This window comes from Pleomorphomonas koreensis DSM 23070, from assembly GCF_000425185.1.
In the GTDB taxonomy this organism is placed as follows: domain Bacteria; phylum Pseudomonadota; class Alphaproteobacteria; order Rhizobiales; family Pleomorphomonadaceae; genus Pleomorphomonas; species Pleomorphomonas koreensis.
Window position 1 is genome coordinate 1 of sequence record NZ_AULH01000018.1, and the last position, 15,376, is coordinate 15,376.

General features: G+C 65.2%; 15 protein-coding genes. All 15 read right to left on the reverse strand.

Annotation, left to right across the window (positions count from 1 at the left end):
• Positions 1 to 2,345 (reverse strand): hypothetical protein (locus tag H512_RS24325; RefSeq protein WP_210162709.1); only part of this gene is annotated, 2,345 nt, incomplete at its 3' end.
• Between the two features lie 4 nt (positions 2,346 to 2,349).
• A complete protein-coding gene (locus H512_RS0115405) occupies positions 2,350 to 5,712 on the reverse strand; it encodes a TipJ family phage tail tip protein (protein ID WP_210162710.1) in 3,363 nt (1,120 codons plus the stop codon).
• Positions 5,709 to 6,149 carry a C40 family peptidase gene (locus H512_RS0115410; protein WP_026784208.1) on the reverse strand — a complete coding sequence of 147 codons (441 nt, stop codon included), beginning with the start codon at positions 6,147 to 6,149 and terminating at the stop codon, positions 5,709 to 5,711. The genes H512_RS0115405 and H512_RS0115410 overlap by 4 nt, the downstream gene beginning before the upstream one ends.
• Positions 6,146 to 6,661 (reverse strand): DUF1833 family protein, encoded by a 516-nt coding sequence (locus tag H512_RS0115415; protein ID WP_026784209.1) that lies wholly within the window; start codon positions 6,659 to 6,661, stop codon positions 6,146 to 6,148. The genes H512_RS0115410 and H512_RS0115415 overlap by 4 nt, the downstream gene beginning before the upstream one ends.
• Entirely contained in the window at positions 6,658 to 7,080 is a 423-nt protein-coding gene (locus tag H512_RS0115420) for a hypothetical protein (protein ID WP_026784210.1), read from the reverse strand. The genes H512_RS0115415 and H512_RS0115420 overlap by 4 nt, the downstream gene beginning before the upstream one ends.
• Positions 7,077 to 10,574 (reverse strand): phage tail length tape measure family protein, encoded by a 3,498-nt coding sequence (locus tag H512_RS0115425; RefSeq protein ID WP_026784211.1) that lies wholly within the window; start codon positions 10,572 to 10,574, stop codon positions 7,077 to 7,079. Before H512_RS0115425 ends, H512_RS0115420 begins: the two co-directional genes overlap by 4 nt.
• Entirely contained in the window at positions 10,574 to 10,927 is a 354-nt protein-coding gene (locus tag H512_RS0115430; RefSeq protein ID WP_026784212.1) for a DUF1799 domain-containing protein, read from the reverse strand. Before H512_RS0115430 ends, H512_RS0115425 begins: the two co-directional genes overlap by 1 nt.
• Positions 10,928 to 10,935: 8 nt before the next feature.
• The gene (locus H512_RS0115435) at positions 10,936 to 11,349 is read right to left on the reverse strand and encodes a phage tail assembly chaperone (RefSeq protein WP_026784213.1); all 414 of its coding nucleotides are present in this window, start codon (positions 11,347 to 11,349) and stop codon (positions 10,936 to 10,938) included.
• 33 nt (positions 11,350 to 11,382) lie between these two features.
• Positions 11,383 to 12,309 (reverse strand): phage tail tube protein, encoded by a 927-nt coding sequence (locus H512_RS0115440; RefSeq protein WP_026784214.1) that lies wholly within the window; start codon positions 12,307 to 12,309, stop codon positions 11,383 to 11,385.
• A 1-nt stretch (position 12,310) separates the two neighbouring features.
• The gene (locus tag H512_RS27035) at positions 12,311 to 12,481 is read right to left on the reverse strand and encodes a hypothetical protein (RefSeq protein ID WP_156899517.1); all 171 of its coding nucleotides are present in this window, start codon (positions 12,479 to 12,481) and stop codon (positions 12,311 to 12,313) included.
• Entirely contained in the window at positions 12,481 to 12,900 is a 420-nt protein-coding gene (locus tag H512_RS0115450) for a phage tail terminator protein (protein ID WP_026784215.1), read from the reverse strand. The genes H512_RS27035 and H512_RS0115450 overlap by 1 nt, the downstream gene beginning before the upstream one ends.
• A complete protein-coding gene (locus H512_RS24330; protein WP_053239934.1) occupies positions 12,897 to 13,472 on the reverse strand; it encodes a phage virion morphogenesis protein in 576 nt (191 codons plus the stop codon). The genes H512_RS0115450 and H512_RS24330 overlap by 4 nt, the downstream gene beginning before the upstream one ends.
• A complete protein-coding gene (locus tag H512_RS0115460; protein WP_026784216.1) occupies positions 13,472 to 13,903 on the reverse strand; it encodes a gp436 family protein in 432 nt (143 codons plus the stop codon). Before H512_RS0115460 ends, H512_RS24330 begins: the two co-directional genes overlap by 1 nt.
• On the reverse strand, positions 13,903 to 14,379 hold the full coding sequence (locus tag H512_RS0115465; RefSeq protein WP_026784217.1) for an HI1506-related protein: 477 nt from the start codon (positions 14,377 to 14,379) through the stop codon (positions 13,903 to 13,905). The genes H512_RS0115460 and H512_RS0115465 overlap by 1 nt, the downstream gene beginning before the upstream one ends.
• Before the next feature lie 103 nt (positions 14,380 to 14,482).
• The gene (locus H512_RS0115470) at positions 14,483 to 15,376 is read right to left on the reverse strand and encodes a Mu-like prophage major head subunit gpT family protein (protein ID WP_026784218.1); all 894 of its coding nucleotides are present in this window, start codon (positions 15,374 to 15,376) and stop codon (positions 14,483 to 14,485) included.

The following is a 15,376-nucleotide window of genomic DNA, read 5'->3' on the forward strand; positions in this document are numbered from 1 at the left end:
AGAATCGGAAGGGCGTCTGTCCCACCGTTACCCACCAACATTCTGCTCGTCGACTTTATGCTCTGGTTCGTTACCGAGGGCATTATGAGAATACCAACGGCGCCCGACCCCCCCGAGGAGATCGACCCTTCCAAGAAGGAAACGAAGCTCGCGAATTTCGTTGCACCGCCATCTCCGATCAATACAACGATCGAAGAGTTAGCGTCGCTCGCTCGCAATTGTGTCCCATAGAACGCCACGGCAAAAGCATAACCGATCTCGAGAACTCGGCGCATCGGTGTTGTTTCAGCGCCGGCTAGATCCGCTGGATACGAGGAGGCTCCCTGTACAATGTCATGTATGTGGCCGCCATGGACCGAAAGCGGGCCGAATGCAGGACCGGACTTGTTGCTGTCGACCCGCATCAAGCACATGTTTGCGCAGTCCCGTATCACCGGCGTGTAGATATGGTTGCCGTTCGATCGGTCCGCATTGTCCTGAACGCTGTCGACGATCTCCAACGCCGCCTCATCTTGATAGACCTTTTTCCAGTATCTGTTGCCGGAGATCGAGCTGTTGGTGTTGTAAGTAAAGGGATTCTTCCCGGTCCCAGAGATAACGCACTCGTAGTCCTCGAATGGGATTGGTTGCCAACTGGCAAAATCGCTCCCAGGCGCTTGGTTGGTCGACGCTTTTCGAGATATATACCGCCCGCCACCATACTCGACGATGTCTCCTTGGGGGTATGCTGTAGCGCTGTCCCAGGCAGCGTTCACAGCTCTGACGCGATCTCCAACGGCATATGTGGTACCCGCCAGCCATTGGGCGGGATTGGAAAAGCGCTGCCGTGCCTTGGCTTCGATTATCGTTGGAGAGTAGATCGTACTCTCTCGCATTCGGTCGATATAAATTGCGTTTCCGAACGCCCTTTCAACTCGAGCGCTGTCAAGCGTTTGATGATCGAGCTTATATTGGTAAAGCCCCCGTGTCTTATAGGCGCAGTCCAAGTTGAGCATATCTACGAGGATAGGGGCACAGTACCATGTGCTCTCTGAGCGGTCGGCTGAAGTGTCATTCGACCACATATAGGGATCGGTGAACGAGGCCGAGGCCTTCAATTTTCCGAAACAAGCGATGCGAACATAACCGATGTTCACGCTTACCATATGACCGATGACGAACGGCATTCCCAAATCGGGAATGATCAGCACACTGCCATGCGACAGCTTAGAGATTGCCTTTGTGAACGCCAAGTCGTTGGCCACCGCGTGTGCGTCATCGTCGCCCGGCACCGCTCCGCAGTCCATAATGCTAACCACATCAGAGAAGCGGTCTTTCAGGCTACGTCCCGTATAGCGATTGGTAGCGATAGCCGGGAGCTCAGCCAAAGCCTGCCCGATGATGTCTTCACCAGTTTCTGCGATTTTCTCGATGAGTTTGTCCCAGGTCTCATCGAGACGTAGCTTGAAAACCAGCGATCCGCTTTGCTTACGATAGCGGGTTCGCCCCCCGCCGGAAGTCTCGTCAATGAGGACTTCAACGACCTCCTGGTCGGCGATCGTGGAGATGGCCGCCGTTGCCGCAGCTTTCGTATCGAAGATGCGCGCCTGACCGCCGGCTTCAGCAGACGCGATGACGGTGGCGAGGGTAGTAGCCGCCGCGCCTGCGTATGTAGCGGCGTCTGTAGCCGACTGGCCTGCATTGCCAGCGGCAATTTGCGCAACCGCTCTTGCCGTTAGCGCATCCGATTTGGCCTGAGTTGTCGCCGCCAGACGCTCCTGCATGACAGCATCATAGCTGGCATCGCTGACCAAGTGGATCGTCGTATCCTGGACCATGCCAATCAGCTTCATGCCAGCGGTCAGGCTACCCTCAGGAACATCCCCGCCGGACGCTGTTTTGATCGTTCGGCTGGTTTCCCCGCCATCGAACGAAGCCGTCACCGGGCTAGCAGTATTGTCGCCCACCACCGGAATGATCACTGCCACTCCGCTGTAAAGCGGCAGCCTGGTGGTCAGGCGCCGCGCGTTGACGGCGTCACCATCGTCCACCTCAGCCGGAATAATGCTATAGGGCAGCGGCAGTGCCTTCGCCCAAAGCCCGTCTACCACGTCATAGATGCCGATTTTCTCAGGATCGGGGTCGGCCCATACCCACGGTGTCACCTGCGCAGTTGTGGCCGGAAGGTCAGCCTCTGTGCGATATAGACTGCCGATCATCGTGGCGAGACGCATCGGTTCGCTCGACACCAGCTGCAGGGCCAGGTCCTGCACCGTCTGTCGAGAGGTTCCGGCCGGACTGTTGACCAGCAGGCTTTCCGAGGTGGTGGCACGGGGAAGGTTCGGAGAGGGAACGCCGGTATCCATGATGTCACCTGATGCTCACGTTGAAGGGACCGGACGTCGGGCCAGCCAGGCCGTCCGAGTTGAAGGGTTCGAGCCAGAAGTGATGGGTGCCGATTTCAAGGCAGGTAGCCGTTTCGACAAACACGACCACGTCGTCGATCGAGCCGTCGAAATCCGCATCCGCCATGAGGGCAAAGGTGTCGTTGCCGGACAAGGCGACCAGACGATCCGAGAACAGCCCGTTGGCGCTGCGGGCAGCGCCCGGCACGGACGTGCCGCCCTGGAGCATGGGCTGCACGCTGCCGGCCGTCCGGCCGCTGACGGTGAACTGCACGCGGTAGGTCTTGCCGGCCACCATGGCCAGAGCTTGGGCGATGTCGCCGGCATCGCCCGGCGTATGGGTGGCGACGCCGGCGGCGACGTCCCAGTCGGCGCCGTAGGTCCAGGCGGCGCCGCTCGCAAAGCTGCCGCCCGCAATCATGGTCTCCCGCGTGCTGTCACCGATCGGCTGAGAGTAGCTCTGCGAGGGCGTCGTGCCGATCGTGGCGACGAGGTCAGTGTCGCGATCGAGCGTCGATGACGTCGACCGGTAGATCCGGACGGAAACGGTGTTGATATCGCCGGTCGAAGAAAACATGACGACGGCGCCGCCGAGCAGTGGGGCGATCGAGATCATCACGTCGTCGAGGTCGGTCGGCGCCGGCTTGTCGCTGCCGCCCACCGTGATCATCACCACAGTGGTGTTGGGGCCGGCGACGCCGGCGGGCGAAACGGCGTAAGCTCGCAACTGCACGGGGTCGCCGGTAGCGTAGACGTCGAGATCGACGCCACCATCGACAGCCGGGAACGAAACGATGGTCCACGTCGTCGCCCCGTTCAGCCGATGCTCCAGCTTGAAGGTCTGGCTTTCGATTGCGCCGGAGCCCGGCGAGACGAGAACGCTGATCCGGCCGGCAACGCCGGTACCGGACACGCCCGTCTTGATCGACGAGATCTTCGGCGCCGGCGGCTGGCCGATGTTGTCGCCCACCTCGGAGCCGGCGCGGCCCGACCAGGCGGGTGGAACCTCTTCGTCGGTCAGCTCGTCGATGATCGGCGCGGCGGCCTGGGCGCGCAGCGCGCTCGACATCTCCTCGCCCGCTTCGACGCGAGTGATGATCAGCGGAAGAGACTCGGTGAGCAGCTCGCCGAAGTGGACGATATCGCCCTCGATGGGCAGATCCCCCGCGCCCTCCAGCAGCACCGACCGCTGCTCGCCGACAATGGTCAGCACCGGCCGCAGCACGCTGATGCCGATCGTGTCGTCCTCGTCGGCGAACACGCGGAACCGGATGCCGTAGTTTCGCCCGTCGACCATGGTGACGACGTCATCGAGCACGACCAGGCGATCGCCCGAGACGGCCACCACCCTTGCGGCGACTTGCGTGCGCTCGAGCACGTCGTAGGACGCGGCAACCAGGTCGCCGCGCGTGGCGACGCGTGCCGGTCCATCCTGCATGCAGGTGAAGGTGTCCGGCCGATAGAGCGCCTCGTACATACGACGACGGGACTCGACCCAGATCTCGTCGGGGTCGGTCTTGCCGGGCAGTTCCAGCTGCTCGGAGAGCGTGATGGGGCCAGAATGACCGGGCCACGGCACCAGCCGTTCCGCCTGCTTGTAGTCGTTGGTCGCGTCCTGGAACTTCACCCTGAAGCCGTGCGGCGGCTTGAAATAGGTACGAGACCATCTGAAGTCCCAGCTGTTGCGAGGGTTGATGTGATCGATCACCAGCGTCTGCGGCCGGTCGATCACGACCGACCAGCGCTTGCCGTCGTGGCGGGGTGAGGCGCGCCCGGCAACGGCGATCTCCGCCAGGCGCTCGCGCAGCGTCAGATCATCGTCGTGCGACGCGTCGTACTTGAGGCCCTTGGTGGCACAGAACGTGTGCCAGTCGGCCAGCGTGTCGAGGTCGATCTCCACGTCGGTCACTGGGCGCGGGTTGCTCGGCGATTGGAGCGTGTAACGGTAGATCGAAGCCGGGTTTTGCGTCTCCCGCGCCACCCAAGTCTCGGTCTCGGCGTCCCAGTCAAGGCAGCGGCGGGAGATCAGGGCGTTGAAGTTGTCGAGGCTGCCGTTGAGCTGGTAGGTGGCCTTAACGCGCAGCGCCACCAGCGCCAGCGGCCAGGGGAACGCCAGCGGGTACTCAGGCCGCTGTGTCTGAATGGCCAGCCAGCTCGAGCGCGCTTGCGTCCGCGTCGAGGTCTGCTCGTTGGTGAGGCGCGTCAGCTCGATCTCGTAGCGGCCGCGCGCGCCAAACTCCCAGCTGTACTGGCGATAGATGCCTTCGAGCTTGGCGGCGGAAAGGTTCAGCGTCACCACCTCGGCCCAGTCGGTGGTGGTGGTTGCGGTGAGCCGCCGGCGCTGGCGGATGCGGACGCTCACCGTCATCGACCGCGTGTTGCCGTTGTCGTCCACGGTGCCGAGGCCGCCCGGAAAGCCGATGATCACGCTGCAGCCCGAGGCGTCGGCGCCGGTGGTGCGCACGACGGGCGTCTCGATCGAGGCGCCGGAAATCACGTTGCCGGCGTCGTCGCGCGGCAGCGGGCGTACCAGCTCGGCGCCCACCGACTCCTCCACCACCTGGCGCGGATAGAGTGTCAGCGGCTGGTCGGTGGCAAGCCCCTCGCGGGTCTCTATTTCGACCTCGTCATACTCCTCGATCGCCGTCTCGCCGATCCTGAGGGCATCGATGGTGAGGCCATAGTCGCCGCCGTAGCCCACGCAGAACACGGCGCGGATGTACTGCACGTCGCCGACGATCTCCGAGTAGGACCGGGCCGCAAAGGGCGGCGCATAGCGCAGCGTGCCGACGATCTCTGGAATGACGCCGTCAGGGTCGAAGCGGTTCTGCCAGCCGCTGATGGTGTAGGTCTCGTTGCGGGTAGTGTCGCGCGTCTTCGGCTTGGCGGGTGGGATCAAGGCGTTGATCAGCAGCGAGCCAACGACGGTGATGCCGGCGCCGATGATGCCGGCCCAGGCCGCAGCACCCAGGCCCCAGGTGCCGGCGAGCGCCGGGGCCCAGAGCTGACCGAGGGCGATCGCGGCGATCGACACCACGATCATCAGCACGGCCTTCAGGATTTGCTTGCCCGGCACGATGCGGATGACCACGCGCACCCCCGGCTTCGGCCTCACCACCGACCAGGCCTGCTGCTCGATGACGGCCATGCCCTGCGGCGTCACCAGGGTCACGCGCATGTGCTCCAGATCGCGCTCCGTCGCCTCCGGCAGCGCCAGCGCCACGATCTGGGCCACCGTCAGTCCGGCCGGCAGGTCGAGATCCACGCGGCCCGCGCCTGGATCGAACAGCGGTGCTGCGAGCACAGGAATGGTCGTGGGTGCGTTCATTCCACACCCCCTGAAACACCGTTCGAAGCGGCTTTGACGTGGCGGTAGATGCCTGTCAGGCGATGGCCCCAGGTGCCTGTCTCGAAGCGCTCGAGCTTGGCGCAGTCGTCGGCCGTCACGTGCAGCATCAGGCCGCGATCGACGTAGAGGCCGACATGAGTATCGAGATGGCCTCGGCGGAACAGCAGCACGTCGAGCGGTCTTGCGTCGAACACACGGGTCCATGCAGGGTCGGCGCGCTCGGCCGCCACCAGCGCGGCCACCTCGGCCTGCTCCTCGGGCGAGGCATAGGCGCCAGCATAGTCCGGCAGCGTGATGCCGAGCTGCTCGGCGTAGATCAGCACGACTAGGCCCCAGCAGTTGCAGCCCGCATGGCTGGCGCCGAAGCGGTCGAACGGGGTGCCGACGTAGGCGTTGGTCCAGCTCTTGACGATCATGCGAACAGCCCCGGAAAGAAATCCTTGGTCATGCGGTGGCCGGGCGAGCGTTCCTCCTCGATGTCAGCGCGGCTGATTTCGAGGCGCACCTCGGCGGCGTCGCCGTCGGCCGTCTTCATCTCCAGGCCGGTCCATTCGGCTTCGATCAGCGACGGCGAGCTGGCCAGCACGACGGCCACGGCCATGGTCGCCGGCGTCGTGAAACTGCGGAGAAGTTTGGCGATGTCGTTGTCGACGTTTTCGAGGATCAGCGTCGCCGAGGTCGGCGCGTCGTCGAGGTCGCTTGGCACCAGCGTCGAGGCCAGAACGAACAGATAGGGCTCGGTGGCGTCCATCCAGGTCGACCGCGTGCCATACATCAGTGGCTCATCGGAGAGACGCTCGGTGTTGTCGGTGGACAGCAGCACCGGTTCGTCAAGATCCGGATGGGTGATGTGGACTAGGACGACGTAGACCTGGTCGGACGACACGGCGTCCTGCATCAGCCGGGCGTTGAGCGAGACGCGCCTCATGGCATCACCAGCACGCTGAAGGCCATTCGGAACTCGACGCCCTGGATCGTCTCCTTCGGAAGATCGTCGGCGAACAGGCAGAGCCACTGCGCCGACATGAGGATCGGCTCCCCGCTTTCGGTCAGCATCGGATTGCCGGCGCCGTCGAGCAGCGCCCAGCCATCGGTCGTCGGGTCGGGCATGTAGAACGGCGTCCCGCCGAAAGCCGTCGTCTCCTCATAGAACTGATCGAACACTGCCTTGCCGGCGCGGCTGACGACGATCGACAGGGAAACCGACTTTGCGACCGACGAGAAACGGCGGCGATAGCCGGGAGGGCCGGACTCCGTCTGCCGCTTGATGCGTGCCTCGAGCGGCGAGCGCGACCAGCTGTCGCGCTCCGGCTTTGGCAGGCTGGCCGGCCAGGTGGGAACGGTCATCGCGGTATCCCCCGCGACCGTACGCCATACTTCTGGCGCATCGCCCTGTCAGCGCCGCCGCCCGGCGTCGCAACCGCGTCGCCCACCGCGTCACTGATGACGAACTTCTCCTGGCGCCGACCGCGACTGTCGCGCGTCGTCTCGTGCTCCACCCTGGCGCCGGAGTAGTTGTTGATCTGGACGCTCGTCCCCGAATCCTGTCCGCCCTGGCCCGCCCACGAAGCGCGCACGCCCAGCCGGCCCGCCGCGTCACGCGTCAGCGGAAAAATCCCCTCCTTCTCGCCAGCCTCCCCCATGACGCCTGCGCCCTTGGCAAAGGCGAACACGGTGGGCGTCGAAACCACTTGGTTGGCATAGCTGTGCAGGCCTCGCCCTGGTGGGATGCCGCCATAGGCATAGGGCATGAAAGCTGCCGAGTTGTCCGCACCCCAACCGCTGCCGCCGGTGAACAGCGACCCGATCCACGAGAAAAATCCGCCGCCGCCGCCCGACGAGCCGCCGGCACTGGCGATGCCGTTGAGTAGCTGTCCCAGCACCGAGCCGAGGCCCGGCACGAACTGGTCGACGATGCTGGAAACGCCCTGGTTGAGCACCGAGAACGAGGCGGAAAGCCCGCTCACCTGTTGCTCCGCCCACCCGGTGCCGTAAGGCGAGACGCCGGCCGGCATCATGGCTGCCTGTGCCGGCGTCGCCGTCAGGCTGGCCGGATAACCGGAGGCTGCCCCGATGCTCCCCGTACTGGCGCCCCTTGTGGTGCTGGCAAACGACTCGAGGCCAGTGGTCGCCGTGCCCAGGGCGGCGTTGAACTTGTCGACGTAAGCGCTGCCCGTGGTGCCAAGAATATCCGTGGCGTTGGCGCCCTGTGCCAGCGGCCGACCGGTAAACCAGGCACTGGCCGCGTCGTCGGCGTTGCCGAACTTCGACAGCAGGCCGCCAAAGATCTTGTTGAACACCGCGTCCTGGGCAGTCGATGAGCCGAGGAACTGGTTCGGCGTCATGGAATAGCCGAGCGCCTGTTGCGTCCAGGGGCCGACGTTGGAACCCATCACGCCGTATCGGCCATAGGCCCGATCGCCGCTCGCGGTCACCGGGCCCAGCGCGCCATAGCGGCCGCTGCTCTCGATCGACGCGATCGCCTCGCGGTACCGCGACAGCATGCTGGTGCCGCCCACCACGCCGAGGCCGTTGCTGTTGGCGGCGGTGAGGTTGCCGAACAGGCCGCCGGCGCCGGCACCACCGAAGGTCACGAACACCGGGTTGGCGGCCGAGGCGCCGCGCGCCGTGCCGCCGAGCAGGCTCGACGCGAGATCTCCGAACAGCCCGCCGCCGGCTTCGCCCTGGCGGCCGAGCAGCCCCTGCGTCAGCTGGTCGGTGATGATGCCGGACGCCCAGTTTGTCGCGGTCTTGCCGATGCTGTCCCAGTCGCCCTCCAACAGCGAGCCGAGCATCGAATTCGTGGCCGACCGAAGGCCGTCTATGCGGCCGATTGCGTCCTGTTGCGCCTTGGTGACCTTGTCCATTTCGCCGGCCGCGGCGCCATAGCGGGCTCCGGCCTCGGCGATCGCCCGGCTCAGTTCCGGCGTGATCTGGATGCCGGCGCGGGCATACTCGTTGTAAAGCCGCATCTGCTCGGTGAGATTTGCCGCATCCCCGGCCGATTTGCCGAACGTCGCCCGCTGCAGGGCCACGGCCCGCTCCAGCTCCGACGCCGACTGCGCGGTATCCTGCAACGGTTGGATCGCCGCCGACCTGGTCGCCGTCTGGATCTCCAGCTCGCGCGCCTTGCGCAGGTTGTCGATCGCCTCTTTCGCGCCCTCCGCCTTCTGGATCTCCAGGTCATAGCGAGCGTTGATCTGCGCGATCGTCGCCGGCAGGCCAGTCAACCCGACGCCGGCGGCTGAGCGTTGAGCCTGCTCCAGCGTGCTGCGGGATGACGCGGACTCCTGGGCGAACACGTTGGCACGCGCTGCGCGTTCGGCCTCGGCGATTTCCGCCTCGGATCGACCGCCCTGGCGCAGGGCTTCAACCCGGGCCTGGGCTGCGGCGATCGACGCCCGCTCGGCGGCCGTGCGGGCCAGGATGGCTTGGGTGCCGAGATCGTCGGATTGGCGGGTAAGATCGAGCTGCCGCTGCACTTCGGCAAGTGCCTCGGCCCGCCGGCGGTTGAGCGTCTCGACTTCGCCAAGCGTCTGAGCGGAGCCGATCGACGAGCCGTAGATGTCCTCGATCTTCTGAGCGTTGGTGCGTTGGTCCGGAATGAAATCGCCGAGCTGGCGAAATCCGTTGGAAGCCAGCGCCTGGTTGCGCACGAATTTCTGATACTCGGCCGACAGCTTCGGAAGGTCGCGAAGCGCCGTTTCGACCGTAGCGCGCAGCGTGTCCGTTTCGGCAGTCGTCTCGATGATCGAGTCGATCAACTTCTTCAGGTCGTTGTCAGCGGTGTTAGCTCCGATATCGGTGAGCTTCTTGCGCAACTCCTCCAGCGATTTGCCGCTCTCGTCGCTGGACTCGATGAAGCTTCTCAGTGGGGCTTCGATGGGAAGCGCGGCCCCAAAGGTCATCCCGCTCTGGTCAATGAACCTTGCTCTCAACGCGTTGCGTTCGCGCTCAAGCTCGGCGCTCAGATTGGTTTTTAGGTCGGTGGCATTCTGTCCGGCTTGAAAGGCCAGGATGCTCTTTTCTTCTGTTCTTAGCTTGCCCACACTGGCGGCGGCATCGCCGTAGGCATCCTTGATGCGCTTGACCAGTTCTTCATGCCGGGCGAGTGCTTCCTCGGTGCTTGGCCCTTCGCGTCGCGTGATGACATAGATCCCGGTCATGGCTAGACCGGCGGCAGCTGCGGCGGCCGTCAGGAGTGGAAACCGCGTGATCAGGCCAGTCACCGTCGACGAAATGTCGGACATGGCGCCAGACACGCCACCATCCCACATCTGCATCGTCTGGAAGATCTGCGGCCCTTGGCTGGCGGCTATTTGACCCGCCGGCGCGCCCAACATCGCCATGGTCAAAACGTCGTTGCCCTGCAACCCGAGCTGCTGCCAGCCGTAATTTCGCCGTGTTGCGCTAGCGGCCCCGTTTTGTGCCTGCGCCGTTCCCAGCCCCTTGATCGCTGCGATCGTCGACAGCGCCTGTTGCCGCTGCCGGGCCAGTGCCGCAGTCATTTCATCAGCCGACAGGGCGCCCATGGCGTGCGCCGTGCGGATCTCGGTCTGCGCCGCCTTGTACTGCTGGATGGTGGCGAATAGCGGGTTGTATTTGGCGCGCAGATTGTCGAGCGCCATGCCTTCCGAGGCGAGGATGCCTTGCCATGTCTTGGCCTGGGCAGCGCCGTCGTGCAGGCCGCCGAGGGCAGCATCCAGGCTTTGCACCTTCGGCGTCGCCTGCGTCGCCGACTCGCCGATCGACTGGATGGCCTGCCGGGTCTCGCCGGCGCCGGCCTTGGCGCGGGCGGCATCGAGATCGACGCCTATGGAGACCCGGAATTGGTTGGCCATCACTCGTCCCGTTTATTGAGCAGCGGCAGCGCCGCCCGTTCCATGTGTCTGAGATCCGCGAACGTGCCCTTGGGCGACCCGAGGTCATCCAGCACCAGCCGGCAGGCCACGTAGTCGAGGCCGATGTAGATCAGTCCGGCCATCGTCGCCGCCGTCCGCCAGCTCGTCTCGCACTCCAGCCAGGCCGCGATGGCTGGCTCGTTGGCCGGATGGATCTCGATCGTCGCTTCGTCGGCGGGCGTCGCCGTGATCGTGACGCCCATCTTCTTGAACTGGCCGGCCAGGTCGTCGTCGACGGTGGTCGGCTTGTCCCTTGGCGTCTGTCCCAGGTAGGCGGCGGCCCAGGCCTCCACCGCCTCCGTCAGTTTCCCAGGCGGGCCTTGTCCTCGGCGATCGCCTCGCCATAGGCCCGGTTGAACGCCGCGCGCACGCGGTCCATGTCGTAGAGCGCGGCGAATGTCTTCTCGTCGAAGGCAATCGGGTTGCCCTTGTCGTCGACCACGTTGCGCCAGCCGACCAGCACCCGCCGTACCGCCGCCTTGTCGTGTGCTTCCAACTCGTCGGCGACCGCCTTCAGCGTTGCTTCGTCGAGGTCGGGAGACACCCGCGCCATGATTTGGCGCCTCGCTTCCGCCGACGCCTTGGTCTCGGCGCGATCGATCAGCCGAAACTCGGCTTCGAACTCCTGTTCCTGGAGCTTGCCCGGCCGGTCCGGATCGGGCTCCAGCACCTTCACCGGCCACCAGAACGTCAGGTTGGAAACGACTTTGAACATGGTTGGAACGCCCTTCGAAACCGCCCGCAGGCGTCACTTGACGGTGATGGTGAACTCGTCGTTGCCGGTGTCCGGCAAGACCATCAGCGGCAGCGTGTTGTTGAGGATGCGCTGCGTTTCGCCGATGGTCGGCCGGCCGATTTGCACCTTGCCTGCGCCAAACTCGACAATGTTGCCGGCCGTCACGCCGTGGGCCATCGCCAGCGGGCCGGTGGTGTGCGCCAGGGCCGTCGCCAGCCAGTTCTTCGTGGCCAAGGCCACCATTTCCAGGATGACCGAACCGGTCATCTGCCGGTCGACAATCTCCACCGTCTCGGCGCCGATCAGGAAGCGCGTCTCCACCTGGTTGCCGAGGTCGAAGGTAATGCCCTCGGCGATGCGACTGGCACCGTGCAGCGAGAAGGTCGTGTTGGCCTTGTTGACCGGCACCGGCTTGATGAAGGTGGCTAGATCAACGGTCGGCAAAGCGGCGTCGGCGATGGTGCCCAGCAGGCCGGTCATGACGAAACGGAACCGAGGGATGGCGCCGGGCTTGACGTCCATCGTTACGGTGCCGCGCGCATAGACCAGTGCCTGGTTCACGCCGTCGTTGTTCATGTAGATCGTCGCCGTCTCCTGGCCGGAGCTGACGGGCGAGTAGACGACGTCGACGTCCTCAGTCACCACCTCGGCGAGACCGCAGGCCCGAAGCAGCGGGCCATAGGCGGGCGCGGTGCCGGCGGCGCCGGCGCCGGCGATCTCCACCTCGCCGGTCAGGCGGGCATAGTTGCCATCCAGGATGATGCCCTGATGGCCGAGGTAGGGCAGCACAAGGTCGCGGCTCAGATCGTTTCCGAGCAGCGGCTCCAGGCTGACGTTGGTCATCTGCATGGCATTGGCCGACCCCGTCGGGGTGGCATCGGTGCCGGCGGTGGTCTCGATCTTGGCGAGGATCGCCCTGTTTCGCCACTTCTTGGCCATGTCAGTTGCTCCTCTTGGCGGGCTTGGTGGCAGCGGCGGGTGTCACATTGACCGTGACCTTCGCCTCGGACGGAACGATGATTTCCACCTCGGTGGCGGGTTCGGTGCGGCGCGTCAGCGCGCCGGTCTTCGGGTCGCGGCTGTAGGAGCCGCCGCCGGGAATGCGGTTCATCAGGACTGTTCCTCCTGGTAGTAGGCGGTGCCGTAGGTGTCCTGCCACCAGACCGCGCCGCCCTTGGCCTGGACCAGCTCGCCGGAAACGTGCTCGAGCGGCTCGAAGGTCGTGCCGCCGAAGCCGATAAGGCGGCCGCGCTCCCAGGCGAGCATGGTTTCGAGTTCGTCGGCGGCAGGTTCTCCCAACGGTTCGGCGAGCTGCTCGAAGACAATGACCACGGCAATATCGGCGGCTGTGCGCTGCAGCACCGGGCCGTTCATGCGGTCATTCGGCTCGGAGGCCTCCCGCACCATGAACACGTAGGAGGCGGGCAGCTGCGGCGGCCTGTCCGTGAGTTGCGCCAGGGCGACAGCGCCCTCCACCAGGGCGAAGGGCGTACCGGTCACGAGGAGGCGTTGGCGGATCTCGGCGATCATGGCGCACCCTCGGTGTAGTAGTCGGCGACAATCTGGATGACCTCGTCTCGATCGGCGTCGTCGAAGCCGAGGAACGGCCTGGCCGGCACGGTCACCTTGTGCTCGCCGATCGTCACCCAGCTCTCGAAGTTGCTGCGCGAGCGCGAGCGGAACCGGTAGTCGATCCGGTCGGACTTCTTGTCGTAGAAGCGGTAGATGCGCTGGCTGCGGGCATGCTGGACGATATCGGCGCCGAACTGATGCGGCCCGGCGTAGATCACGTTGGTGCCGGCCTCGGCGCTGTCGTTGTCCGACGCCGACGTGAGCGAGCCATAGAGCCGGCCGCTCACCCGCAGCATGTGGTCATAGCCGCGTGCGCGGCCGTTCACCCGCTGGTTGGCCGTGCGGGGGCTGAGGCGGCCCCACTTGACGCCGCCGGGCCCCGTCTCGCGCTCGATGCGCCGTTGGGACGCAGTGACCAGATAGGCGCCGATCGACCCCATCAGCGGCCGGCGGTTGTCCGACCTGTTGGCGTAATCGTCGATCGCTTCCAGGACGACGGCGTCGTCGACGATGATGCTGGCGCCGGCCATCACATGTCCCTCAGGCTCTGGCGGGTGAACACCCGGCCGGAAGGATTGGCGCGGATCACGCCGCCGCCGGCGGCGGCCGGAGCGATACCCTCGGCCTCGATGACGACCAGGCCGCCCGCCACGCTCTTCAGCCAGTCGATGGCTTCCTTGTGGGCGAGATAGACCTGGCTATCCTTGTCGGCCGCCTTGCCGTGCAGGTAGTAGCGGGCGATATCGCAGGCCTTCTTGGTAAGCGCCTCCGGCACGTTGGAAAGCGGCAGCTGGTAGCGCCGGGCGACATAGCCGTTGATCGACGCCTCGGCATCCGTCAGGGCACGCGCGACCACGCTCTCGTCGATTGTCGACGCCGGCTTGTTCGTCCGGTCGGTCAGCTGCACCAGCTCGGTGCGGCCGAAGCGGTCGATCAGATCCTGGAGCGTGGCGTAGGCCATCAGAGATACTCAACCTTGAGGTTGGGCTCGTCGTCGAGCTGATCGAGCTGCTCGGCGGTGAAGGCATAGAAGGAATGGTCGGTGGGTGTCTTGCTGTGCCGCATGCCCGCCCGACGGAAACCCTCGATCCTGGACGTGATCCGGATCGTCCTGGTTCCGAATTCGTCGAACGCCTCGGAGACCCGCTTGCGCGCCGCCTCGGCTCCGGTCGCCTGGTTCGTTGCGTCGGTCGCCGGCAGGTCGCCCGTCACGACCTGGCCGACGGCCTCGCCGGTTCCCGTCGCCTGCGCGGCGGCGATCGAAGCCTCCGTGCTCGACGACGCCGCGCCCCCCTCAACGGGCTTGGGCTCCGGCTCTGCGTGCTGCGGGGCTGTGGCTGTCGCCGACGGGAGCCCCCCTGGAATTTCGGTGATGACGGCAGGCGCCTTCTTTGAGGCCGCCCGCTTGGCGGTGGAAGTGGTGACGCTCTTGGCCATGGTGCCTCTCGGAGTTTGCCGGGCCGGCGCTGACGCCGGCTTGGGAAACTCCGCCCCGGCACAGGGCCGGGACGGAGGAAGTGACGACGGGGCCCACCCGTCGTCAGGCGAGCCAGGGAACAACCAGCAGCTCGGCGGTGCCGGCCCACTTGTTGCTTTCGCCGCCGTTGACCAGTTGGGACTGCAGCAGGGCGCGGCCGGCGCCTTCCAGGCTGGGCGGAACAACGAGAAGGTTGGGCATCAGGCCGAGAGGCCGCCCATGGTCGCCCTTCATGCCGCTGATGGCACCACGCGCGGTCTCGTAGTGCGTGGCGTCCAACGTCTGCTTGGAACCCCAGGCAAACTGCCAGAAGCCGAAGCCGACGTTCATACGGGCGTCGGCGCCGTAGACGAATTCGTTGTTGTTGAAGACGTTGTCGTCGTCCGGATTGTCCTTGGCGACGAACTGGAAGTCCTTGCGCCGCTGCAGGATGATCGGCTTGAGTGGCCGATTGGTGCAAAGCAGGAACCAGGGCGTGCTGGAACCTCCATCTGTGTTGGCCACCGAGGTCTCGTTACCGTCCTTGTCCAGTACCGGGTGATCGGTGTCGAAGAAGTTCTGCCCGTCATAACAGACGGTCGAGAAGCCATCCTTCAGCAGGCCAAACACCAGCTCGTCGGGAAGCGACTGGGTCGACATGCCCATTTCCTCGAACATCGGCCCGTAGATGCCAAGGTTGTCGGTCTCGATGTCGTCACGATCGACGGCCTGGGTCAGTTCCCACTTCTTCTCCTTGATGGAGTAGTCGTGCTGTTCCATTGAGCGGACGAGGCGGGGCCCGATCCATTCCCTAACCTTCGCGATCTTGCCGAGCCAGCCGTACTTCTGTTCCTTCTGGCTGGCAGGCACGATGGTTGAGACGCGCGGATACTGCGACGGGGCCTGGCCGAGACCACGCTGGTAGGCGGCCGAATAGCCGACGCGCAGGCTGTTGAGATTGGCGGCATTGACTTCCAT

What these genes read in the sequence shown, in the direction of transcription:
- H512_RS0115410 (WP_026784208.1), bottom strand. Translation starts at nt 6,149, where the DNA reads ATGATCGTCAAGAGCTGGACCAACGCCTACGTCGGCACCCCGTTCGAC.
- H512_RS0115405 (WP_210162710.1), bottom strand. Translation starts at nt 5,712, where the DNA reads ATGAACGCACCCACGACCATTCCTGTGCTCGCAGCACCGCTGTTCGAT.
- H512_RS0115470 (WP_026784218.1), bottom strand. Translation starts at nt 15,376, where the DNA reads ATGGAAGTCAATGCCGCCAATCTCAACAGCCTGCGCGTCGGCTATTCG.
- H512_RS0115415 (WP_026784209.1), bottom strand. Translation starts at nt 6,661, where the DNA reads ATGAGGCGCGTCTCGCTCAACGCCCGGCTGATGCAGGACGCCGTGTCG.
- H512_RS0115465 (WP_026784217.1), bottom strand. Translation starts at nt 14,379, where the DNA reads ATGGCCAAGAGCGTCACCACTTCCACCGCCAAGCGGGCGGCCTCAAAG.
- H512_RS0115450 (WP_026784215.1), bottom strand. Translation starts at nt 12,900, where the DNA reads ATGATCGCCGAGATCCGCCAACGCCTCCTCGTGACCGGTACGCCCTTC.
- H512_RS0115420 (WP_026784210.1), bottom strand. Translation starts at nt 7,080, where the DNA reads ATGACCGTTCCCACCTGGCCGGCCAGCCTGCCAAAGCCGGAGCGCGAC.
- H512_RS27035 (WP_156899517.1), bottom strand. Translation starts at nt 12,481, where the DNA reads ATGAACCGCATTCCCGGCGGCGGCTCCTACAGCCGCGACCCGAAGACC.
- H512_RS0115435 (WP_026784213.1), bottom strand. Translation starts at nt 11,349, where the DNA reads ATGTTCAAAGTCGTTTCCAACCTGACGTTCTGGTGGCCGGTGAAGGTG.
- H512_RS0115460 (WP_026784216.1), bottom strand. Translation starts at nt 13,903, where the DNA reads ATGGCCTACGCCACGCTCCAGGATCTGATCGACCGCTTCGGCCGCACC.
- H512_RS24330 (WP_053239934.1), bottom strand. Translation starts at nt 13,472, where the DNA reads ATGGCCGGCGCCAGCATCATCGTCGACGACGCCGTCGTCCTGGAAGCG.
- H512_RS0115425 (WP_026784211.1), bottom strand. Translation starts at nt 10,574, where the DNA reads ATGGCCAACCAATTCCGGGTCTCCATAGGCGTCGATCTCGATGCCGCC.
- H512_RS0115440 (WP_026784214.1), bottom strand. Translation starts at nt 12,309, where the DNA reads ATGGCCAAGAAGTGGCGAAACAGGGCGATCCTCGCCAAGATCGAGACC.